The sequence below is a fragment of the Neobacillus dielmonensis genome (assembly GCF_000612665.1).
Classification (GTDB): Bacteria; Bacillota; Bacilli; order Bacillales; family Cytobacillaceae; genus Neobacillus; species Neobacillus dielmonensis.
Genome location: NZ_HG942075.1, coordinates 25363 through 47669, shown reverse-complemented (window position 1 = coordinate 47669; position 22307 = coordinate 25363). Strand labels below are relative to the sequence as shown.

Annotated in this window: 24 protein-coding genes, 1 pseudogene and 2 riboswitches; of the genes and pseudogenes, 20 read left to right on the top strand and 5 right to left on the bottom strand. The window is 41.8% G+C overall.

The genetic code is table 11. The features are described from left to right. Positions 1 to 217: 217 nt before the first annotated feature. A complete protein-coding gene (locus BN2425_RS16600) occupies positions 218 to 1000 on the bottom strand; it encodes an undecaprenyl-diphosphate phosphatase (protein ID WP_042461805.1) in 783 nt (260 codons plus the stop codon). A 207-nt stretch (positions 1001 to 1207) separates the two neighbouring features. Here BN2425_RS16600 and BN2425_RS16595 point away from each other — a divergent pair, with 207 nt between their 5' ends. The 3 genes from BN2425_RS16595 (at position 1208) to BN2425_RS16585 (ending at position 3552) form a co-directional block, all read left to right on the top strand. Next, a complete protein-coding gene (locus tag BN2425_RS16595) occupies positions 1208 to 1981 on the top strand; it encodes a DUF4931 domain-containing protein (RefSeq protein WP_042461803.1) in 774 nt (257 codons plus the stop codon). A 132-nt stretch (positions 1982 to 2113) separates the two neighbouring features. After that, entirely contained in the window at positions 2114 to 3283 is a 1170-nt protein-coding gene (locus BN2425_RS16590) for an FtsW/RodA/SpoVE family cell cycle protein (protein WP_042461801.1), read from the top strand. Between the two features lie 17 nt (positions 3284 to 3300). Beyond that, positions 3301 to 3552, top strand: a complete 252-nt coding sequence (locus BN2425_RS16585; RefSeq protein WP_042461799.1) for a DUF2573 family protein — start codon at positions 3301 to 3303, stop codon at positions 3550 to 3552. 24 nt (positions 3553 to 3576) lie between these two features. Here BN2425_RS16585 and BN2425_RS16580 read toward each other — a convergent pair whose 3' ends face one another. Continuing rightward, positions 3577 to 3708 (bottom strand): YuzL family protein, encoded by a 132-nt coding sequence (locus BN2425_RS16580; RefSeq protein WP_074433077.1) that lies wholly within the window; start codon positions 3706 to 3708, stop codon positions 3577 to 3579. Between the two features lie 519 nt (positions 3709 to 4227). Here BN2425_RS16580 and BN2425_RS16575 point away from each other — a divergent pair. The 8 genes from BN2425_RS16575 to BN2425_RS16540 all read left to right on the top strand — a co-directional run bounded on the left by BN2425_RS16575 (position 4228) and on the right by BN2425_RS16540 (position 11855). Continuing rightward, positions 4228 to 6615 carry a 3-hydroxyacyl-CoA dehydrogenase/enoyl-CoA hydratase family protein gene (locus tag BN2425_RS16575; RefSeq protein WP_042461797.1) on the top strand — a complete coding sequence of 796 codons (2388 nt, stop codon included), beginning with the start codon at positions 4228 to 4230 and terminating at the stop codon, positions 6613 to 6615. Between the two features lie 81 nt (positions 6616 to 6696). Further along, positions 6697 to 7872, top strand: a complete 1176-nt coding sequence (locus tag BN2425_RS16570; RefSeq protein WP_042461795.1) for an acetyl-CoA C-acetyltransferase — start codon at positions 6697 to 6699, stop codon at positions 7870 to 7872. A gap of 60 nt (positions 7873 to 7932) precedes the next feature. Next, the gene (locus tag BN2425_RS16565; RefSeq protein WP_042461793.1) at positions 7933 to 9714 is read left to right on the top strand and encodes an acyl-CoA dehydrogenase family protein; all 1782 of its coding nucleotides are present in this window, start codon (positions 7933 to 7935) and stop codon (positions 9712 to 9714) included. Between the two features lie 174 nt (positions 9715 to 9888). Continuing rightward, on the top strand, positions 9889 to 10248 hold the full coding sequence (locus BN2425_RS16560; RefSeq protein ID WP_042461791.1) for an arsenate reductase family protein: 360 nt from the start codon (positions 9889 to 9891) through the stop codon (positions 10246 to 10248). A 58-nt stretch (positions 10249 to 10306) separates the two neighbouring features. Continuing rightward, positions 10307 to 10690, top strand: coding sequence for a glycine cleavage system protein GcvH (gene gcvH, locus BN2425_RS16555; protein ID WP_042461789.1), 384 nt, complete (start codon positions 10307 to 10309; stop codon positions 10688 to 10690). A gap of 128 nt (positions 10691 to 10818) precedes the next feature. Continuing rightward, the gene (locus BN2425_RS16550) at positions 10819 to 11058 is read left to right on the top strand and encodes a YusG family protein (protein WP_042461787.1); all 240 of its coding nucleotides are present in this window, start codon (positions 10819 to 10821) and stop codon (positions 11056 to 11058) included. Between the two features lie 125 nt (positions 11059 to 11183). Next, the gene (locus BN2425_RS16545; protein WP_042461785.1) at positions 11184 to 11543 is read left to right on the top strand and encodes a toprim domain-containing protein; all 360 of its coding nucleotides are present in this window, start codon (positions 11184 to 11186) and stop codon (positions 11541 to 11543) included. Between the two features lie 3 nt (positions 11544 to 11546). Next, positions 11547 to 11855: a thioredoxin family protein gene (locus tag BN2425_RS16540; protein WP_042461783.1), complete on the top strand. Its 309-nt coding sequence runs from the start codon at positions 11547 to 11549 to the stop codon at positions 11853 to 11855. A 353-nt stretch (positions 11856 to 12208) separates the two neighbouring features. Here the strand turns inward: BN2425_RS16540 and BN2425_RS16535 are convergent, their stop codons facing one another. From BN2425_RS16535 to BN2425_RS22320, 3 genes and pseudogenes are all read right to left on the bottom strand, one after another. Beyond that, a complete protein-coding gene (locus BN2425_RS16535; RefSeq protein ID WP_052352916.1) occupies positions 12209 to 12715 on the bottom strand; it encodes a hypothetical protein in 507 nt (168 codons plus the stop codon). A gap of 30 nt (positions 12716 to 12745) precedes the next feature. Then, positions 12746 to 12892, bottom strand: a pseudogene (locus BN2425_RS23560) (nuclease-related domain-containing protein); the annotation flags it as partial. After that, positions 12889 to 13116: a hypothetical protein gene (locus tag BN2425_RS22320; protein WP_052352915.1), complete on the bottom strand. Its 228-nt coding sequence runs from the start codon at positions 13114 to 13116 to the stop codon at positions 12889 to 12891. The pseudogene BN2425_RS23560 and the gene BN2425_RS22320, both read right to left, overlap by 4 nt. 191 nt (positions 13117 to 13307) lie before the next feature. On the opposite strand from BN2425_RS22320, the gene BN2425_RS16530 reads away from it, so the two are divergent. The 9 genes from BN2425_RS16530 (at position 13308) to sufU (ending at position 22251) form a co-directional block, all read left to right on the top strand. Continuing rightward, entirely contained in the window at positions 13308 to 13658 is a 351-nt protein-coding gene (locus BN2425_RS16530) for an SCP2 sterol-binding domain-containing protein (protein ID WP_042461781.1), read from the top strand. 78 nt (positions 13659 to 13736) lie between these two features. Then, positions 13737 to 13838: riboswitch (SAM riboswitch) on the top strand. A 70-nt stretch (positions 13839 to 13908) separates the two neighbouring features. After that, entirely contained in the window at positions 13909 to 15225 is a 1317-nt protein-coding gene (locus BN2425_RS16525; protein WP_042461779.1) for an O-acetylhomoserine aminocarboxypropyltransferase/cysteine synthase family protein, read from the top strand. A gap of 124 nt (positions 15226 to 15349) precedes the next feature. Further along, a riboswitch (SAM riboswitch) is annotated at positions 15350 to 15454 on the top strand. Between the two features lie 111 nt (positions 15455 to 15565). After that, a complete protein-coding gene (locus tag BN2425_RS16520) occupies positions 15566 to 16591 on the top strand; it encodes a methionine ABC transporter ATP-binding protein (protein WP_042461777.1) in 1026 nt (341 codons plus the stop codon). Further along, positions 16584 to 17258, top strand: a complete 675-nt coding sequence (locus BN2425_RS16515; RefSeq protein ID WP_042461775.1) for a methionine ABC transporter permease — start codon at positions 16584 to 16586, stop codon at positions 17256 to 17258. The genes BN2425_RS16520 and BN2425_RS16515 overlap by 8 nt, the downstream gene beginning before the upstream one ends. Before the next feature lie 15 nt (positions 17259 to 17273). After that, positions 17274 to 18113: a MetQ/NlpA family ABC transporter substrate-binding protein gene (locus BN2425_RS16510; RefSeq protein WP_042461773.1), complete on the top strand. Its 840-nt coding sequence runs from the start codon at positions 17274 to 17276 to the stop codon at positions 18111 to 18113. Between the two features lie 362 nt (positions 18114 to 18475). Continuing rightward, a complete protein-coding gene (gene sufC / locus BN2425_RS16505) occupies positions 18476 to 19261 on the top strand; it encodes a Fe-S cluster assembly ATPase SufC (protein ID WP_042461771.1) in 786 nt (261 codons plus the stop codon). Between the two features lie 22 nt (positions 19262 to 19283). Continuing rightward, positions 19284 to 20594, top strand: a complete 1311-nt coding sequence (sufD, locus tag BN2425_RS16500; RefSeq protein ID WP_042461769.1) for a Fe-S cluster assembly protein SufD — start codon at positions 19284 to 19286, stop codon at positions 20592 to 20594. After that, complete coding sequence (locus tag BN2425_RS16495; RefSeq protein ID WP_042461767.1) at positions 20595 to 21824, top strand: cysteine desulfurase; 1230 nt, start codon at positions 20595 to 20597, stop codon at positions 21822 to 21824. Next, the gene (gene sufU / locus BN2425_RS16490; protein WP_042461765.1) at positions 21814 to 22251 is read left to right on the top strand and encodes a Fe-S cluster assembly sulfur transfer protein SufU; all 438 of its coding nucleotides are present in this window, start codon (positions 21814 to 21816) and stop codon (positions 22249 to 22251) included. Before BN2425_RS16495 ends, sufU begins: the two co-directional genes overlap by 11 nt. Positions 22252 to 22307 lie beyond the last annotated feature (56 nt).

The following is a 22307-nucleotide window of genomic DNA, read 5'->3' as shown; positions in this document are numbered from 1 at the left end:
CGCCGAGGAGGCTCCCCGGCACGCCCGCGGAAAGCGAAGCACCTGGAGCGGAAATCAATAGGCCCCATTGCAGGCGATAATCAATTCTAAAAATCATATTTTAATTCAAGTAAAATGAAAAATTGCCGAGAAAAATAACCTTTCTCGACAATCTGACGGCTCGAACTAGTTGTTCGAGCCGTTTTTTCGTTTACCCAAATTTCAACTGAAATGGCCATTAGAATTTACCGGTGAATTGGAAGAATAAAACGACAAGACCCAAAATCCAGACATAGACGGCGAACGGCTTTAATGAATGCTTCTTCAAATAGCCGACCATCCATTTGACAGCCACATAACCGAAGAAAGCAGAAGAAATAATTCCCACCAGCAACGCTGACAAGGAAATTTCCTCTCCGCCGCCGCCTAACAAATCCTTTGCTTGCAGGACAATTGCACCGGCAATCGCTGGAGTGGATAAGAGAAACGAAAAATAGGCTGCCGTCTCACGGTCTAGTTTTCGCCAGAGAGCGGCAACAATGGTCATCCCTGACCGGGAAATCGCTGGCATGATGGCAACTGCCTGAAATGTTCCAATCACGAAAGCATCCTTGTAGCTGATATCATCCATTTTCTTATAACCGTTTTTTGCTGAATCCGCGAGCCACAAGAATAAACCAGTGACTAAGAATTCCCAGCCAATTGTCACACCAGTTTTGGAGATTTCGTCAATATAATCTTTAAAGGCAAGTCCAAAAATGACAGCGGGTATCGTTCCAACAATTAATAAAAAAGTCAATTTACTGAATGGCTTTTTGATAATCTTAATAAATTCATCCTTGTAAAAAACAAATACCGCAAGCAGCGTTCCGACATGAAGCATGGTATCCAGCAAAAGTCCTGCTTCCTGCAATCCAAATAAGTTTCTCCCGAGATATAGATGACCAGTGCTGGAAATCGGCAAAAACTCTGTCAGCCCCTGAATGATCCCAAGGATAAATGCTTCTAGTTTCGTTAACATACTTTCCCTCACATTCTCCAATTTTTTGGCAGTCTGTCCTATGATAAAAATATGCCATCATTTACAAAATCATGTACATCTCTCAATTTTAGGTAACTGCTTCAAAATCGGTCAATTAAAATTGAAGTCTATTAGAACAAAAAAGGTGCAATCGCGGTAAGGCCTGCCATAAAATAGAAATATACGCATTTGAGGGGAGAAACGGGTTTGGAAAATAAACATCTTCATTTTAATACAGCTATTGGTGTCAAAAAACCTGAGAACTATCGTAACAAACAGACGGCATGTCCATTTTGTGAAACGGATAAACTGACAGATTTAATTGAAGTCGACGGCCCAATTATTCTATTGAAAAATAAATATCCAGTATTAGAAAATGCGTATCAAACGGTACTTATTGAAACTGACGATTGTCATGCTGAATTATCGACTTACACAAAAGAGCACCTGCATAGACTGATTCAATTTGGCATCCGACATTGGCTGGAAATGGAGCAAAAGGGAGAATATCGCTCGGTTATCTTTTTCAAAAATCACGGCCCGTTATCAGGAGGCACAATTGCCCATCCACATATGCAGATTGTCGGATTAAAAGACCTCGACTACATGGAACATGTGGTGCAAGATATGTTTGAAGGAATCCAGATTGCCTATGAAGAGGGTGTTAGGTTTACATTATCAAGCAAACCAAAGGTGGGATTCTATGAATTTAACATTAGTATGGAAGACAACCTTTATCAGCCAAAGTTTGCTGAATACCTACAAACAGCAGTCCATTATATATTGAACCATTTTCCTTTTAAGGCTTCGAGTTATAATGTATTTTTTTATCATGTAAGTAAAAAGATTTATGCAAAAATTGTTCCCCGATTTGTTACTACACCGCTATACATCGGATATGGCTTGCCACAGGTGCCTAACAATTTGAATTGGATGGCAGAAGAAGTGGAAAAATTATATTTCAAAAAAGAGGTTATATAAGGTGTGTTATGCCATGGAGGGAACTTCCATTAATATGTAATTCCATCCATAGGCCTTTTTGAAGTTGTGATTTTGTTTGTAAAAAAATATAATGAAGGAATGTACAAGTTTAATGTAAGGTGGAGACTTCACATGACTTCCAATAAAACGACAACTTCCAAACTGGATTATAGTCTCGTTCTCATAGTATTATTACTGTTTTTAGCAAGCTGTCTAGCGATTTATAGTGCCCAGACAACTGGGCAATATGACCGTAATTTTTTAATTATGCAAATTGCCTGGTATGGTGTTGGCTGTGGCATTATCGCAGGAGTAATGACATTGGATTCCGACCAGCTCCGGAAAATCTCCTGGTACGCTTATGGATTGGGGCTTGTGCTCCTGATCTTGTTGATTCTTGCGCCTGAATCGATTGCACCAAGAATCAATGGGGCAAAAAACTGGTTTCGGCTTCCCGGGGTTGGGACGATCCAGCCATCGGAATTTGTGAAAGTATTCCTGATTTTAACCTTGTCACGGGTTATAGAGGATCACCAGCAAAAAAATTTGTTAAAAACGGTTCAAACTGATTTCTGGCTGTTAATAAAGTTAGGATTGGTTACTCTCGGCCCATTGGTACTGGTTATTAAAGAGGACTTGGGAACATCACTCGTGTTTTTAGCCATTTTATTAGGCATGATTTTTATCTCGGGAATTACTTGGAAGCTGCTAGTGCCAATTTTTTCTGCCGGCATCCTCCTTGTTTCCACAATTTTTTATTTTGTATTATGGCAGCCTGATGTGCTGGAAAAATATTTGGGTGTAAAGCAGTATATGTTCGGGCGGATTTATTCCTGGCTTGATCCGTATAACTACCAAAGCTCAACCGGGTTTCAGTTAACGAAGTCAATGCTGGCTATCGGATCGGGCCAAACAAGCGGAAAAGGTTTTGGCAACCGTGAAGTGTATCTGCCAGAAAGCCAAACAGACTTTATTTTTAGTATTGTTGGCGAGGAATATGGATTTATTGGCGCCAGTGTGCTGATTAGTTTGTTCTTCCTATTGATATACCATATTACCAAAGTAGGCATGGAAACCAAAAATCAATTTTACACCTATATTTGTGTCGGCGTAATCAGCATGATTACCTTCCACGTGTTCCAAAATATCGGGATGACCATTGGCGTTTTGCCAATCACAGGGATTCCGCTGCCGTTTATAAGCTACGGAGGAAGTTCCTTAATGGGGAATATGATGGGACTGGGCTTAATCTTCTCAATCCGTTACCATTATAAAAAATATATGTTTTCGACAACTGCATAGGGATGGAAGGTGGCACCATGGAAGATCAATTTGTTGAGCAATTCGAGGCATTACTCGAAAAATATAGTGAATTATTAGTTGGTAAAGCAGATAAAGAAACAGTACAAAAGGTAAAAGCTTGGGCGCTTTATACGCATATTGCGAAAACCATGCCGGCGTTAATCAGTCATTGGAGTGCGCTTTATCCGGATGCCAGAGCTGAAATGAAGGAGCTAATCCAGGAAATTAAGGTCCTCAATGAACAACATCGAAATCAACAGAAAAAATAAAAACAGGCATCCCAGCCTGTTTTTTTAGCGTTTATACTGACTGTTTTGGCTGTTTTGTTTATCGACACCGCTTGCTTCACGGCCAGGACCTGCATTCCCTTTCACACTGGCTGCACTAACCCCAGCTTTAGAAGGGTTCTTCTTCATTTTCGCCATTATTATCACCTCATCTTGTAGATTGCCCATTACTATTGGACTTTATATATTGACTTTAAGAATTGTCCTGCACCAAGGGAAGCTTGGCAGCTTAGAATTGCACGAAGAAAAAGCGATAGCTATTTCGAGGAACGCCCTAGCGTCCTTCGGTCTCCGTCCTACGATAAGTCAAGTACGAATGCACCTTCTGCTCTTCGTGTTTCCTTTAGCTAAATAGGAGTTTTTTTCTCAAAAATTCCGAACACATAAGTTCAACTAACTACGCCTCTGCATTCGCCTAACGGGTTGCCAGTCAGCGAGCTTTCACTTATCAGAGTTGGAGCCCTCCAGCTCATACGGCGCTGACCGGAGCGTTTCCGCTTTTCTTGCATTTGTCAAAAAAATTTCAATTTTCCACATTTACCGATTGCACAATTTTTTGAAATATTTTATAGTTATTAGTAGTAAAACTCATTCAGCTTATTTTTTTTAAGTAAAAAATGAATGAGTATTCATTCAAAAATTCTGAAGGGGGAGACAATGTTGAACCAACTAATTAAAAAAGCGGCTGTACTAGGATCCGGCGTAATGGGATCAGGAATTGCTGCCCATCTGGCCAATATCGGTATTCCGACACTGCTGCTCGATATTGTTCCACGGGAATTGACAAAAGAAGAAGCGGCAAAAGGACTCACTTTGGAGGACAAACAGGTACGCAATCGTATCAGTGCCGCCAATATTCAAAAACTATTGAAGCAAAAGCCTGCACCCCTGACATCAAAGAAAAATATTGCCCTAATTGAAGCAGGCAACCTGGAGGATGACCTAGTTAAGCTGAAAGATGTCGACTGGGTAATCGAAGTGGTGGTTGAAAACCTAAATGTAAAAAAACAAGTATTTGAGAAAGTAGACCAATTCCGGAAACCTGGAAGTATTATAAGCTCCAACACCTCTGGAATTTCAGTGGAAGCAATGGTGGAAGGCCGTTCCGAAGACTTTCAAAAGCACTTCCTTGGCACACACTTCTTTAATCCACCACGCTACCTAAAATTGCTTGAAGTAATCCCAACTCAATACACAGACCCGGAAGTTCTATCCTTTATGAAAACCTTTGGTGAAGATGTATTAGGTAAAGGAGTAGTTGTAGCAAAAGATACACCAAACTTCATAGCGAACCGCATCGGTACCTATGGTCTTCTTGTCACTGTTCGAGAGATGATGAAAGCCGAGCTAAGTGTAGGTGAAGTTGATTCGATTACAGGCCCGCTGATCGGCCGTGCAAAAAGTGCTACCTTCCGAACATTGGATGTAGTCGGGTTAGATACGTTCTATCATGTCGCCGGCAACGTATACGAAAAGGTTGAAGGCGAAGAAAAAGAAGTCTTTAAGGTACCGGAATTTTTAAATAAGATGATTGAAAATGGCTGGCTGGGAAGCAAAACTGGCCAAGGATTCTTTTTGAAAAAAGGCAAGGAAATTTTAGAACTAGATCCAAATACATTAGAATATGGCCCTCGTAAAAAACTGTCTGCACCTTCCATTGAGCTTGCCAAGCAAGAAAAAGGTACAGCCAATAAATTGAAGGCGCTTGTTTATGCAAATGATAAGGCTGGACAATTTTTATGGACTACATTTACGCAAAATATCGTTTACTCAGCAAAGCTGTTAGGCGAAATCGCTGATGATATCGTCGCCATCGACCGCGCTATGAAGTGGGGCTTTGGCTGGGAGATGGGTCCATTTGAAACATGGGATGCGATTGGTATAGAAAAGTCAGTCCAAAAAATGCAGGAATCGGGTATAGATGTTCCAGCCTGGGTTTTAGAAATGCTGGAAAAAGGTTTTACTTCCTTCTACAAAGAAGAAGATGGTGAGCTTTACTTCTACGATCACGGTGAATACAAGCTGGTCGAATTTAATCCAAAAGTCATTGATCTTAAAAAGCTTAAAAAGCAAAAAGGGGTTATTAAAAAGAACAGCGGTGCGAGCCTTATTGATATTGGCGACGGTGTAGCGCTGCTTGAATTCCATTCCCCTAACAATGCGCTTGGTTTCGATACGATTCAAATGATTAACTTTGCCATTGATGAAGTAGAGAAGAATTATAAAGGCTTGGTTATTGGTAATCAAGGCAAAAATTTCTGTGTCGGTGCTAACCTGGCAATGATGCTGATGGAAGCCCAAGACGACAATTATGACGAGCTCGATATGGTTGTACGCCAGCTTCACAGTGCGATGCTGAAAGTAAAATACAGCTCAAAGCCGGTGGTTGCAGCACCATTTTCCATGACACTCGGTGGCGGTGCGGAAGTATGTCTGCCAGCATCCAAAATCCAAGCTTCCTCCGAAACCTACATGGGTCTTGTCGAAGTTGGAGTTGGATTGCTTCCGGGCGGCGGTGGAAACAAAGAATTATATATTAAACACTTAGAAGGCCTTCCAAACGGAGTGCAGGTTGACCTGCAGGCAGTCGCCAACAAAGTATTTGAAACGATTGCTACAGCTAAGGTTTCCACTTCAGCAGCAGAAGCACGGGATAATAATTTCTTAAGTGCTGCTGATGGAATCAGCATCAACAGCGATCATCAGCTATATGATGCCAAGCAAGCTGTACTTGCCTTACATGAACAAGGCTATAAACCAAGAGTACGCCGAAAAGTTCCTGTTGTTGGTGAACCAGGTTATGCAACCCTGCTGTTAGGCGCGGAAGGAATGCGGCTTTCAGGATATCTATCCGATCACGATATGAAAATTGCTAAAAAGATTGCCTATGTCATTGCCGGCGGTAAGGTCCCATATGGCACTGAAGTCGATGAGCAGTACTTATTGGATCTCGAAAGAGAAGCATTCCTAAGCTTAATCCGTGAGCCGAAGACACAGCAGCGGATGCAGCACATGCTGTTAAAAGGCAAACCGTTAAGAAACTAGGTCAGGTCAGGGGCAGTAAATTGCCCCTTTTGAAAAATAGATTTGTATTTTTTAAACATGATAGAAAGAGAGGGAACTTTCATGAGAGAAGCGGTAATCGTTGCCGGTGCAAGAACCCCGGTCGGCAAAGCGAAAAAAGGATCGCTTGCGGCGGTCCGTCCTGACGACCTCGGTGCATTGGTCGTGAAGGAGACGTTGAAGCGTGCCGGAAATTACGAAGGAAATATCGATGATTTAGTCATAGGCTGTGCCACCCCAGAAGCTGAGCAGGGGATGAACGTAGCCAGAAATATTGGGGCCCTTGCAGGACTGCCTGATACAGTTCCCGCCATCACGGTAAACCGATTCTGTTCCTCCGGCCTGCAGGCCATTGCCTATGCAGCGCAAAGCGTCATGTTGGGCCATACCGATACGGCAATCGCTGGCGGGGTTGAATCGATGAGCCTGCTGCCAATGGGCGGACACGTACTTCGGCCAAATGCAAAATTAGTAGAAACAGCTCCCGAATATTATATGGGAATGGGGCATACAGCCGAAGAAGTGGCAAAAAGATATGGCATCAGCCGTGAAGAACAGGATGCCTTTGCAGTAAGAAGTCATCAGCGCGCCTATAAAGCGATTCAAGAAGGGAAATTCGTAGATGAAATTGTCCCGGTTGACGTGACCATCCGCTCGGTTGGAAGGGACAACAAGCTGGTTGAAAAAACATTCCAATTTTCACAGGATGAAGGGGTTCGTCCGAACACCAACCTGGAAACGTTAGCCAAACTGCGCCCGGCCTTCTCTGTAACAGGCTCCGTAACAGCGGGTAACGCCTCGCAAACAAGTGACGGTGCTGCAGCTGTGATGGTCATGGACCGAGAAAAAGCCGAATCGCTTGGTTTGAAGCCATTAGCTCGATTCAGATCCTTTGCCGTTGGCGGAGTGCCGCCTGAAGTAATGGGAATTGGACCAATCGTAGCCGTGCCAAAAGCATTGAAGCTTGCTGGACTCGAGGTTTCCGATATCGATTTATTTGAATTGAACGAAGCCTTTGCTTCCCAATCTATTCAAGTCATTCGCGAATTGGGACTGGATGAGGAGAAAGTCAATGTCAATGGCGGTGCCATCGCTCTAGGTCATCCGCTAGGATGTACGGGAGCGAAGCTGACCTTAACACTTCTTCATGAATTAAGACGCAGACAACAGCAATTCGGTGTGGTCACCATGTGTATTGGCGGCGGAATGGGTGCCGCTGGCGTATTTGAATTATTGTAAGCCTGGAGGGGTGTTCCTCTGAGGAGCGCCCCAATCTAAATAAATTAGGAGGAATTATTCATGACAGAAACAAAAAAAGTTGTCAAAGGCGGAAGCTTTTTAGTTGAGGATATTACGTGCGATCAACTGTTTACTCCAGAAGATTTCACTGAAGAACATTTAATGATTGCCAAAACGGCAGAAGATTTTGTTGAAAAAGAAGTCCAGCCCGTGCTTGAAAAATTAGAAAACCATGAGTTTGACATTACGGTTAAACTTCTAAAAGAAGCTGGAGAACTTGGCCTCTTAGCAGCCGATGTTCCAGAAGAGTACGAGGGATTAGGTTTAGATAAAGTTACTTCTTCTCTTATTACTGAAGCAATGGCTGGCGGCGGCGGTTTTGCCCTGTCCCACGGCGCTCATGTAGGAATAGGTTCCCTGCCTATCGTTCTTTTCGGAAACGAGGACCAAAAGAAACGCTACCTTCCAAAGCTTGCTTCTGGTGAAAAATTAGCAGCTTATGCATTGACCGAGCCAGGTTCCGGTTCAGATGCACTTGGCGCTAGAACGACAGCTAAATTGAATGCAGAAGGCACACACTACATCTTAAACGGTGAAAAACAATGGATCACCAATGCTGGCTTCGCTGATGTTTTCGTTGTTTATGCAAAAATTGACGGCGAACAATTTACAGCGTTCATTGTTGACCGTGATCTTCCTGGCGTATCGACTGGTGCTGAAGAGAAGAAAATGGGGATTAAGAGCTCCTCTACTCGCACACTTATTTTAGAAGATGTCCCTGTGCCTGTAGAAAACCTATTAGGTGAAATCGGCAAAGGCCACGTCATTGCTTTTAACATCTTAAATATTGGTCGTTATAAGCTAGCTGTCGGTGCTGTCGGCGGTTCTAAAAAAGCTCTTGAAATGACGATTAAATATGCCAATGGCCGTCAGCAGTTTAAAACACCTATTTCACAATTCAATTTAACAAAAGAAAAATTCGGTACACTGGCATCCGAAATATATGCTGCTGAAAGCTCTGTTTACCGGACAATCGGTTTATATGAAGAAAACCAAGGCAAGCTTTCAACAGAAGAAACAAAAGACATTAAGAAACTGGCTAATTCTATTGCCGAATATGCAATTGAGTGCTCGCTCAATAAATTCTTCGCCAGTGAAGTATTAGCTCATGTTGTGGATGAAGGCGTGCAAATTCACGGCGGATACGGCTTTATGCAGGAGTATCCAATCGAAAGAGCCTACCGTGACGCCCGCATTCAGCGTATTTTTGAAGGAACAAACGAAATCAACCGCCTGCTTGTTCCTGGCACACTTGTGAAAAAGGCAATAAAAGGTGAGCTTCCACTATTCCAAAAAGCAATGGCACTTCAAGAAGAGTTGATGATGATGATGCCAGAAGAGCCAGGCGATGAGCCGCTGGCACAAGAAAAATATCTTGTAAGAAATGCCAAGAAAATTACCTTACTTGCAGCAGGTCTTGCTGCCCAGAAATATGGCAAAAAGCTAGAGCAAGAACAAGAAGTCTTGGCTAACATTGCCGATATTACATCCTTTGTCTATGCTATGGAATCTGTTGTGTTGCGGACGGAAAAAGCGATTGCCAAAGATGGATTAGATAAAAATAAACAAAAGCTTCTTTACACACAAATTTTCTGCCAAGAAGCTTTTAATAATATTGAGGCGATTGCCAAAGAATCTCTAGTAGCCGTTGAGCAAGGCGACACATTAAGAATGATGTTGACTTCATTGCGCAAATTTACCCGCCATACACCAATTAATGTAATTGCTAAGAAACGCGAAGCAGCTGATGTATTAATCGAAGCTGAACGCTACATCGTTTAATTGATTACGGTCCCTTTCCATGTGAAAGGGACTTTGTTCATTTTGAATAGAGGGATTTTTAATGATATTGTCGAAAAATAATCATAGAACAAGTTTTGTTGAATAGGAATTTGCAAATCGTTGTGGTAAGATTTTAGTGTTGTAGGTGATAAAAGGTAAAAGGCGGTGAACGAATTGTCTTTGACGTTTTACTGGTATCCGAAGTGTGGCACATGCCGAAACGCTAAGAAGTGGCTGGATGAGCATCAACTGTCATATGAGGCTATACATATTGTGGAGAATCCGCCATCCCGAGAGAAGCTACAAGAGTTCTATCAAAAAAGCGGATTGGAACTGAAAAAGTTTTTTAATACGAGCGGTTTAAAATACCGTGAACTTGGTGTAAAGGACAAACTCAAGACCGCTTCTGAAGATGAATTGCTCGATTTACTTGCCTCCGATGGGATGCTAATCAAGCGACCAATTGTAACAGATGGAAACAAGGTCACTTTAGGTTTTAAGGAAGAAGAGTTTGAAAAAAACTGGTTACAATAACGATGGTTATTTTTAGATATCGTTTTAGATATCTTATTTATAATGGAGGGATCAACCAATGAGTGTACCAAAGGACTTACGTTTTTCTGAAGAACATGAATGGGTAAAAGTGGAAGGAAACCGCGTCCGTATTGGAATTACCGATTTTGCCCAACATGAATTAGGAGACATTGTTTTCGTTGAGCTTCCTGAGGCCGGTACGGAATTAAAAGCAAACGAACCGTTCGGAAGTGTAGAGTCTGTTAAAACGGTATCCGAGCTATATGCTCCAGTAAGCGGCAAAGTTGTGGAAGTGAATGAGGAGTTAAATGACAGCCCAGAATTTGTCAACGAATCTCCATACGAAAAGGCATGGATGATTGTCATAGAGCCAGCTAACACCAGCGAAATTGACCAACTGCTAACTCCTGAACAATATGAGGCAATGATTAACGAAGAATAACCCTGCCCTTGAGAAAAGCGTCCTTTTAGGCGCTTTTTTCTTTTGCCGTTGATAGGCTTTATTTTCCACGTTTTCTCCAGTTATTCTGGGAAACCTAAGGATAAACATGCTTTAGGAAGGTGGAAAAAATGGTGTTAAAACAACAGAAGAAGGATGTAACGAATCAGGTTGTCGGGAAGCTGCGAAATGGTGAAATAGAGCTGTTTTTGGATAATGAGTCAATTGGCAAGATTAAGTTGCAAGAGAACCTTGATGCTGAATTGTCACATCATTTTGAAGTGGACCAGAATAAAATTTATCAGCATGTTACGGTAACCGAGGGCCGTGATGCAAAATATACAGACTGTGATGATGGTGGCTGGTGCTAGTCTGAGCAAAATCCTATTTTTTACCAGACAATAATGATATAGTTAACATACTTAGAAGAAGGCACACGATAATATATCTTTTCGAATATGTTAACAGTAAACCACTTCTTTTACAGGTGATGGAAATGAATGATGCGTATGTTGACAAAGTTCTTATTGTCGAAGGAAAATCAGATAAAAACAAAGTAATGAGCATTATCAAAGAGCCATTGGACATAATTTGCACGAACGGAACAATTAGTCATTCCAAGTTGGATGAGTGGATTGATCTCCTTGAAGACAAGGATATTTATATACTGGTGGATGCGGATGAATCGGGTGAGAAGCTCCGCAAGTTGTTTAAACGCGAGTTTCCGAATGCAGAGCATTTATATATTGACCGGATGTATCGCGAGGTGGCAACGGCCCCAGTGCAGCATCTGGCAACTGTGTTATTGGGCGCAAATATTGACGTCCACAAGGAATTTTTAGAAATGGGATTATGATGTATGAATGAATGGAATCGAAATAACTTGGAATTGTTCTTCGATGATAAGGGGACGGGATTAGTTTATTTTTATACTCCAATGTGCGGGACTTGCCAGTTAGCCGGTAAGATGCTCCGAGTAGTCGAGGAACTGGTGAATACCGAAATGGGAAAAATGAACCTGAACTTTTACCCGGACTTGGCAGAGCAATTTAGGATTGAAAGCGTCCCTTGCCTGCTGTTTGTAAAAAAGGGAGAGGTCATTGAAACCTTATACGCATTTCATTCAATTCCTTATTTATTGGAACGAATTCAGCAGAATTTTCATTAGTAAAGCAGATGCTCGAGGGGCATCTGCTTTTTATAATTTATTTGAAAAAACTAACTAAAAAAGCATAATGACGGCAGTCAATGGAGAAGTTTAAAATACCCGTGAAAGAGAAAATGCGGGTCACGCGGTAACTAAGAAGGGCTCTAAATGCCCGCGAAGGAAAAAATACGGGTCTCGCAGTAACTAAGAAGGGCTCTAAATGCCCGCGAAAGAGAAAATGCGGGTCACGCGGTAACTAAGAAGGGCTCTAAATGCCCGCAAAGGTGAAAATGAGGGTCTCACAGTAACTAAGAAGGGCTCTAAATGCCCGCGAAGGAGAAAATGCGTGCCACGCGGTAACTAAGAGAAGTTGTTTACTCAAAATAGGACCATCTCCTTTTATTTATGAATGTATTGCTACTTTGCTTCAAAACTCTTCTAATAGTCTTTTTCGAGACGGTTTCCCCACACCACTGATAAACCCCAATTGTTGTAATTATTAAATCAGGAAACAGCAATCTAAGCTCTTCAATGCTCCTTAAAACAGCAGAATCAATCTCTTCTTTGTAGCCACACTTTGTACAAGTGCAAAACCCATCGGAAATTACGATAGCTAATGACCGGCAACATGAACTTACAATCCCTTTTTCCAATATAGAGAAATCATAAAAAGTTAAACGAGAATATGGGTCTTCTTCTTTATGCAGAGACATTAATAAATCAGCAAGCTTTTTATCAGAAGCAGTCAACTTGGCAGGTGTCGCAGCCAATTTGCGAATAAAAGGGTTTACCTGTGTTGGGAGGATAATCGATTTGTGAGGCTTTGGAAGATAAAGCGTAAATTCTGGATTAATAAAAACGACGAAGTATTGGATTGGCACCTTGTGTCCTTTAGAATGCAGCAGTTGCCGAAGCAAAATCTCGCAGCGCTCGGCTTGGTGGAGGGGATTCGTTATTTCTTGATTATACCGGGAAGTAAATTTATCTGTTTCAGGATCATAAAAATAATCACCTTCATAATTTTTGACTTCGTATAAAGAAAGCGTCCCTTGGGTTATAAATGTTGAATCAATTTGAAAGGAACCAGCAACAAATCATTCAGGATATACCGATCGGTTGCAAGCTCTTCCGCTCTAGCATCAAACATCACTTCCCCTTCATAACCTTTCTCCAAATTCACATAACGCTTGCGGTCTTTTTCCGGTAAAACTATTCGGGGCTTTAGTGCCCGGAGGATCTTTAACTCCTTCGGAACAGGCCGCTGTTTCATAAATGTCTCCATTTTGTACCTCCTTTAAATATGCTAACTATATTTTACAAAAAAGACTTAAAATTCCCCGGCAAAAATATGAATATTTTCTGAATCCGACATAATTCTTAATACTGTTACAAGAATTGTCGAGTCTTTTTAAAAGGAATTCCTCGGCAATTGCTGAATAGTAATGATAAAGAGACAAGATCGGAGTGGTGATTATGTTAGATGTCATTAACACCTTTTTACTAATCGTTAGAGGGCGGACAGATATATTACCCTTGATAGAACAAGCAGATATTCAGTTGCAAATTAACAGTGAACAGCAAACCATCTTGCTGAAAATAAAAAACGGGGCAATCTCCATTGAGGCCGAAAAAGACAATCTACCGAACGTTACAATTAGCGGCCACCAATCTGCCCTCACCTTGCTGTTTGAAGGAAAAGAAAAACTGCGGATTCTCCAAAAAAATGGCGCATTAAAAGTGACAGCCCCATTACGCACAACACTGATGTTGGAATCACTGTTTTATTTGGTAAAAGCAGACCCGCAGCTCGCAAAAATAATTTAATCATAGGTATTGACTCGGAATTAGACATCATGTAAGATAATTTTAAACATTCAAGAGATTATGACATTCATATACAAATTCTTATCAAGAGAGGCGGAGGGACCTGGCCCAGTGATGCCCGGCAACCGGTATGACACACGGTGCTAATTCCAGCAGAGCACTTGCTCTGAAAGATAAGAAGAGACGCCCCCCTCTTCTTGCGAACTGGGGGTGTTTTTTTATAAGAAAGTGATTGAGAGGAGAGAGAACAATGGGAGAAAATCAGAAAAAATATCGGTTGGAAACACTCAGTGTCCACGGAGGGTTATCTCCGGACCCGGTGACGGGAGCTCGAGCGGTACCAATTTATCAGAACAATGCCTATCAATTTAAAAATACCGAACATGCGGCTAACCTGTTCAGCTTATCGGAGCCTGGTTACATATACACTCGGATTCATAATCCTACCACAACGGTATTTGAAGACCGTGTTGCTTTATTAGAGGGCGGAGTTGGAGCACTTGCGGTAGCGAGCGGCATGGCGGCCATCACACTGGCCATTCTCAATATTGCAGAAGCTGGGGATGAAATCGTTTCGGCAGCTAACCTATATGGCGGAACATATAATTTATTTGCCGTTACGTTACCGAAATACGGTATTAAAGTGAAATTTGTTGATGGGGAAAATCCCGAGAGCTTCCGAGAGGCCATCACGGATAAAACAAAAGCGGTCTTTGCTGAAACAATCGGTAACCCAAGTCTGAGGGTACTGGATATCGAAAAAGTGGCGGAAATCGCCCATGAAGCTGGAGTGCCGCTCATTATTGATAACACATTTGCTACCCCATACCTGTGCCGGCCAATTGAGCATGGGGCCGATATTGTGGTGCATTCCGCAACCAAGTGGCTGTTAGGGAATGGCACCACCACTGGCGGTATTATCGTAGATGGCGGTAAGTTCGACTGGAATTCTTCACGGTTCCCGGGCTTTACCACTCCGGATGAAAGCTACCATGGCCTTGTCTACGCTGAAGCTTTGGGTGCGGCTGCCTATATCATCAAAGCTCGTGTTCAACTGCTGCGTGACCTTGGACCGGCATTAAGTCCGCAAAATGCCTTTCAGTTCACTCTCGGCCTTGAAACCCTGCATGTCCGGATGAAAGAGCATGTTGCCAACACGAAGCAAATCGTCGATTATTTATTAAATCATCCTGCTGTTGATTGGGTTTCCTATCCAGGACATCCCTCACATCCTGATTATGAGTTATCGAAAAAGTACATGCCAAAAGGTGCTGGCTCCATGGTTGTTTTTGGCATTAAGGGTGGTAAAGAAGCGGGAGCGAAACTGATCAATTCTCTTTCCCTATGGGCACATGTTGCCAATGTTGGGGATGCAAAAAGCTTAATCATTCATCCGGCAAGCACCACTCACCAGCAATTGGATGCTGAGGGACTAAAAGCTGCCGGTGTTTCAGAGGATCTAATCCGGCTATCGATTGGAATTGAAAACGCCGAAGACCTGATTGAAGATTTAGAGCAAGCCATAGAAGCGGCAACAGGTTTGTCCTCTTTAAAAACAAATGCCTAATTTTACCACAAGTAAATAGGTAAAAGGATAGAATATTTTTATTGACACCTGCTTTTTTCAGTGATAGCATTGCTTTTGTATTAAATTTCAGAAATGAATTTAAATTAAATTGAATATAGGATTGCTCTTATCTAGAGAGGTGGAGGGATGTGCCCGATGAAGCCCGGCAACCGTCAATTTATTGAAATGGTGCCAATTCACACAAAGCATTGGCTTTGAGAGATGGGAGAAAGGATTTTAATTTTTCATGCCTTTCTGCCTGCGCAGAAAGGCTTTTATTTTTTCTAATAAAGTATCCTTTACTGTTAAATCCTATATTTAAGTTGAAGTAGGTGATTAAATGATATCCATTAAGAACGTCAGTAAAATTTTCCCCTCAAAGCAGAAGGATTTAACTGCGGTAAATCACGTCAACCTAGATATCCAGGACGGCGAAATCTTTGGGGTCATCGGATACAGTGGTGCCGGGAAAAGTACCTTGATTCGCATGTTGAATGGTCTTGAGCTACCAACAGAAGGAACCGTTACGGTAGCAGGACGGGAAATATCTAAAATAAAGGGCAGTGAGCTTAGGAAGGCTCGCCAGGAAATCAGCATGATTTTCCAACATTTTAATTTACTCTGGTCAAGGACGGTTAGTGATAACATTGCTTTTCCACTTGAAATTGCCGGAGTAAGCGGACCTCAAAGAAAGCAACGGGTCGCAGAGCTAATTAAGCTGGTGGGTCTTGAAGGAAGAGAAAATGCTTACCCTTCACAGCTCAGCGGCGGACAAAAGCAACGGGTCGGAATCGCGAGGGCTCTGGCTAACAACCCTAAAGTGCTGCTTTGTGATGAAGCAACTTCCGCGCTTGATCCGCAAACAACCGACTCTATCTTGGATTTATTGGTTGATATTAATAAGCGGCTTGGGCTAACCATCGTGCTAATCACCCACGAAATGCATGTGATTCGAAAAATCTGCCATCGGGTAGCCGTGATGGAAAGTGGCAAAATCGTGGAACTGGGTTCGGTGTTGGATGTGTTTAAAAATCCACAGCAGCCGATCACCAAGCGGTTTGTTAAACAGGTGACTGAGCCGGAGGAAACAAATGAAACGGTTGAACATTTGCTATCACGATACCATTCGGGGCAAGTGGTGCAGTTGACCTTTATTGGCGAATCTGCCGAACTGCCGCTGATCACAAACCTAATACGTAATCATGATGTCACAGCCAACATCCTTCAAGGCAAAATTTCGCAGACCCGAAGTGGTTCTTACGGGACGTTATTCATTCACCTTGATGGGGCAGAAGAGGAAGTCAATAAAGCGATTGACTATATCCGTTCCCAGCAAGTTGGAGTGGAGGTGGTCAGCAATGGATAACAGTGGTAAATGGCTTGAGAATGTCGATTGGCTGGTCATGTGGGAAGCAACCAAACAAACCTTATATATGACAGCCATTTCGGTTGTGGCTACCTTTATCCTCGGGACTTTGTTGGGAATGCTGCTATTTTTGACATCTAAAGGAAACCTGTGGGAAAACAAACCAATAAATACAGTCATAAGTGCTGTAGTAAATATTTTCCGGTCTATTCCGTTTATTATCCTGATCGTCTTATTAATTCCTTTTACTACCTTTTTAGTAGGATCCATGATTGGAGAAACGGCTGCCCTTCCGGCTTTAATCATTGGGGCGGCACCGTTTTACGCTAGGTTAGTGGAGATCGGCCTAAGGGAAATTGATAAAGGTGTTATTGAGGCGGCAAGGTCTATGGGAGCGACCACAGGTACGATAATCTGGAAGGTGCTTCTGCCTGAATCATTGCCAGCACTTATATCTGGAATAACGGTTACAGGTATCGCAATAGTGGGATACACGGCAATGGCTGGAGCGATTGGCGCAGGCGGCCTGGGGAATCTAGCATATAATCTCGGCTTCCAGCGGAACCAAAACGACGTCACCTTTGTGGCCACAGTCATTATTCTTATCATTGTTTTTGTCATTCAATTTATTGGTGATTTCATCACTTCAAAAATAGATAAAAGATAAAAGGAGATCATGAAAATGAAAAAGATACTTTCGATATTAGTTGCTTTAACTGTGCTGCTGACACTGGGAGCTTGCGGCACTTCTGAGGAGAAGGAAAAATCTTCTGGGGATAATGAAAAAACAACTAAATTAGTTGTTGGGGCATCAACTGTCCCACATGCTGAAATACTTGAAAAAGCAAAACCAATTTTAAAAGAAAAAGGCATTGACTTAGAAATTAAAACTTTTACTGACTATGTACTACCAAACAAAGCATTAGATTCTAAAGAATTGGATGCTAACTACTTCCAGCACATCCCTTACTTAAATGCACAAATTAAAGAGTTTGGTTATGACTTTGTTAGCGCTGGCGGCATTCATATCGAACCCATCGGAGTTTACTCCAAGAAATACAAAAGCCTAAAAGACCTTCCTAATGGCGCACACTTAATCATGAGCAACTCTGTAGCAGACCATGGCCGTCTTCTTTCACTATTAGAAGCACAAGGATTAATCAAGCTTAAAGAAGGCATTGATAAAACAAAAGCAGAAGTTAAAGATGTTGTGGAAAATCCAAAGAACCTTAAATTTGATGCTAACTATGAAGCAAAGCTTCTTCCGCAAATTTACAACAACAATGAAGGCGATGCCGTGTTAATCAACTCAAACTATGCGATTGATGCAGGATTAAATCCAGTTAAAGATTCCATTGCCATCGAAGATGAAAATTCACCATATGTTAACGTCATTGCCGTACGTAAAGGCGATGAAAACAAAGAGGCCATTAAAACATTAGTAGAGGTGCTTCACTCTAAAGAAATTCAAGATTGGATTCTTGAAAAGTATAAAGGTGCCGTTGTACCGGTTTCAGAATAATGATTCTAAAGTATAAGCAAAAGCCAGTGAATTCACTGGCTTTTGCTTTCTTTGTACATTAAATACTATGTTTAGGTAAAAAATACATGTGGAATTATTGAGGATTTTCTTGGTTAATGACGAAAAATGCGGTATGATTTTTAACAGATTGTAGTTACATAGGATTTGGTTTTTTTAAATCCCACCTAAAAATAAATCTATTCTCATTTAGGCTATTCAGAGTGAAAATAGTCACGAGTTTTCACTGCATAAAAGTTGATAATAAATTCTATTTGTTATAAGATTGTAATGAGAATAGATTGAGAATAGAATCATATTGATTCTTTTTTTATAGCGTACTAAACATATACGGAGGTATAAAAATGGCTGGATCAACTTTAACAATCAAAGATCTGCACGTTGCTATTGATGGGAAAGAAATTTTAAAAGGGGTTAATCTTGAAATAAAGGGTGGAGAAATCCACGCTATCATGGGTCCTAATGGAACAGGTAAGTCTACTTTATCCTCTGCCATTATGGGTCACCCGAAATATGAAGTAACTAGTGGAAGCATCACTTTGGACGGGCAGAATGTCCTAGAAATGGAAGTTGACGAGCGTGCACGTGCTGGTCTTTTCTTGGCTATGCAATATCCAAGTGAAATCAGCGGTGTAACGAATGCTGATTTCCTTCGTTCTGCTATTAATGCTCGCCGCGGTGAAGGAAATGAAGTTTCCTTAATGAAATTTATCCGTCAAATGGATAAACAGATGGAGTTCCTTGAAATGGATCTTGACATGGCACAGCGTTATTTAAACGAAGGCTTTTCCGGCGGAGAGAAGAAACGTAACGAAATTCTGCAATTAATGATGCTTGAACCAAAAATCGCTATTCTAGACGAAATTGACTCTGGACTTGATATCGATGCCTTAAAAGTCGTATCGAAAGGTGTCAATCAAATGCGCGGCGAGGACTTTGGCTGCTTAATTATTACTCACTATCAACGTTTGTTAAACTATATTACTCCTGACCATGTACATGTCATGATGCAGGGCCGTATTGTAACATCAGGCGGACCTGAATTGGCACAGCGCTTAGAAGCAGAAGGTTATGAAGGGCTTAAAAAAGAGCTCGGAATTGAAGATGAAACAGTAGAGCAAGAAGCATAAGCGTAGAGTTAGGAGGATAACCATGACAACCGAAACAAAATTACCTTTCGATAAAGGGTTTGTCAGTTCAATTGCTAAGCAAAACAGTGAACCCGCTTGGTTTGAAGAGCTTCGCTTAAAAGCTCTTGAGCAGTTAAACATTCTGCCAATGCCAAGACCTGATAAAACGAAAATTGATAAATGGAACTTTACTCAATTTGATCAGCATACTGTTAAAAGTGAATCTTTTTCTTCTATTGAAGGTTTACCAGAGAATTTAAAAGCTCTTATTGATGTAAATGCTGCAAACGCTAATTTATATATCCAGCGCAACCAAACCCCTGCTTTTCTTTCTCTTTCAGAGGACCTAAAAGCAAAGGGTGTTATCTTTACGGATTTATTGACAGCAGTAAAAGAGCATGGCGACCTTGTGAAAAAATATTATATGACACAGGCCATCAATGCTGATGAACATCGCCTTACTGCATTACATGCAGCGCTCGTTAACGGTGGCGTATTCTTATATGTACCTAAAAATGTAGAAATTACAGAACCAATTCAGTCTGTGTTTTTACATGATGATGCTAATGCTAATCTGTTTAACCACGTTTTGGTTGTCGCTGAAGATAATAGTTCTGTGGTATATGTTGAAAACTATATTTCTACCGTTGAAGAGTCAGCGGGGCTGGTCAATATCTTAACAGAAGCGATCGCTAATACGAATGCCAGAATCCAATATGGTGCTGTTGACCACCTTGCGAAAGGCATGACTACCTACGTCAACAGACGCGGGGCTGCCGGTAGAGATGCACGCATCGAATGGGCTCTTGGATTAATGAATGAAGGAGATACCATCTCTGACAACACCACCAATTTATTAGGGGATGGTTCCTATGGTGATACCAAAACCGTGACAGTTGGACGCGGAGATCAAACGCAAAACTTTACCACAAAGGTCGTTCATTTTGGCCGTAATACTCAAGGTAACATATTAAACCATGGGGTGGTAAAAGATAGCGCGACAATTATTTTTAACGGAATAGGCAAAATTGAACATGGCGCTTCAAAGTCTGATTCAGAGCAAACATCCCGTGTGTTAATGCTAAGTGAAAAAGCTCGCGGCGATGCCAACCCTGGTTTGCTAATCGACGAAGATGACGTAATGGCCGGGCATGCTGCATCTGTTGGACGAGTTGACCCAGTTCAGCTTTATTATTTAATGAGCCGGGGTGTTCCAAAAGTGGAAGCAGAACGGTTAGTGATACACGGTTTCCTTGCCCCAGTGGTCAATGAATTGCCAATTGAAAAAGTGAAAGAGCAATTGGTTGAAGTGATTGAAAGGAAAGTGCGTTAAATGAATATCCAAGATATTCGCAGCCAGTTTCCTATACTGCACCAAGAAGTAAACGACCATCCGCTTGTTTACCTAGACAGTTCAGCCACTTCGCAGAAGCCTGTACGGGTCATTGAGACCATAGAAAAATATTACAAAGAATATAATTCAAATGTGCACCGCGGTGTGCATACATTAGGTACAAGGGCAACCGATGCATATGAAGGTGCTCGTGAGAAAGTCCGTAAGTTTATCAATGCCAAATCGATTCAAGAAGTGATTTTTACAAGAGGAACGACCACTTCTCTGAACTGGGTGGCAGCCAGTTATGCAACGGCTAACTTAAAGCAAGGCGATGAAATCGTCATTACTTACATGGAACATCATAGTAATATTATTCCATGGCAGCAGGCTGCAAAACGTACTGGCGCAACACTGAAGTATATTCCGCTTCAAGAGGATGGAACGATTTCATTAGACGATGTCCGTGCCACTGTGACGGCTAATACCAAAATCGTATCAGTTATGCAGGTTTCAAATGTTCTCGGTGTGATTAACCCTGTAAAGGAAATTGCCCAAATTGCCCATGAAAATGGAGCAGTAATGGTCGTTGATGGGGCACAAAGCGCGCCGCATATGAAAATTGACGTTCAGGATTTGGATTGTGATTTCCTTGCTTTTTCTGGACATAAGATGTGCGGTCCTACCGGCATTGGCGTTCTTTATGGAAAAAAACACCTGCTTGAAAACATGGAACCTGTTGAATTCGGCGGCGAAATGATTGACTTTGTTGAATTGTATGATTCAACGTGGAAAGAGCTGCCTTGGAAATTCGAAGGCGGTACACCAATCATCGCCGGTGCGATTGGTCTCGGTGCAGCCATCGACTTTTTAAATGAAGTTGGAATGGAAAAAATAGCAGAGCATGATCATAAATTAGCTGCCTATGCATTGGAAAGAATGGCTGGGATTGAGGGGATCAGCATTTATGGACCGCTAGACCCAGCAAAGCGTACCGGCATGGTGACGTTTAACCTAGACGATGTCCATCCACATGATGTGGCAACAGTTTTAGATGCAGAAGGAATTGCAGTTCGGGCAGGACACCATTGCGCTCAGCCTTTGATGAAATGGCTGCAGGTTTCGGCAACAGCACGTGCCAGCTTTTACCTATATAATACTGAAGAGGATATTGATAAACTCGTTGAAGGGCTTGTCAAAACAAAGGAGTATTTCAGCGATGTCTTCTAATTTAGATGCACTCTATCGAAGAGTAATAATGGACCATTATAAAAAACCTCGTAACAGAGGGGTTCTAGAGGATAGCAGTCTTACGATTAATATGAACAATCCTACCTGCGGCGACCGAATCCAACTAACGATGAAAGTTGATGAAGGAATTGTAAAGGATGCCAGGTATGATGGAGAAGGCTGTTCCATATCCATGTCATCAGCTTCCATGATGACAGAAGCAATTAAAGGCAAAAAAGTCGAAGATGCGTTAAAGATGGCAACGCTCTTCTCAGATATGATGCAAGGAAAAGACTTAGACGATAATCTCGATTTAGGTGATATCGAGGCGTTGCAGGGTGTTTCTAAGTTTCCTGCAAGAATAAAATGTGCAACCCTAGCATGGAAGGCCATGGAAAAAGGATTAAAAGAGGACGGCCAACATTAATAAAAATGAATGGGGCACTTAATAGTCCCGTTCATTTAGGAAAGGGAGGAATCGAC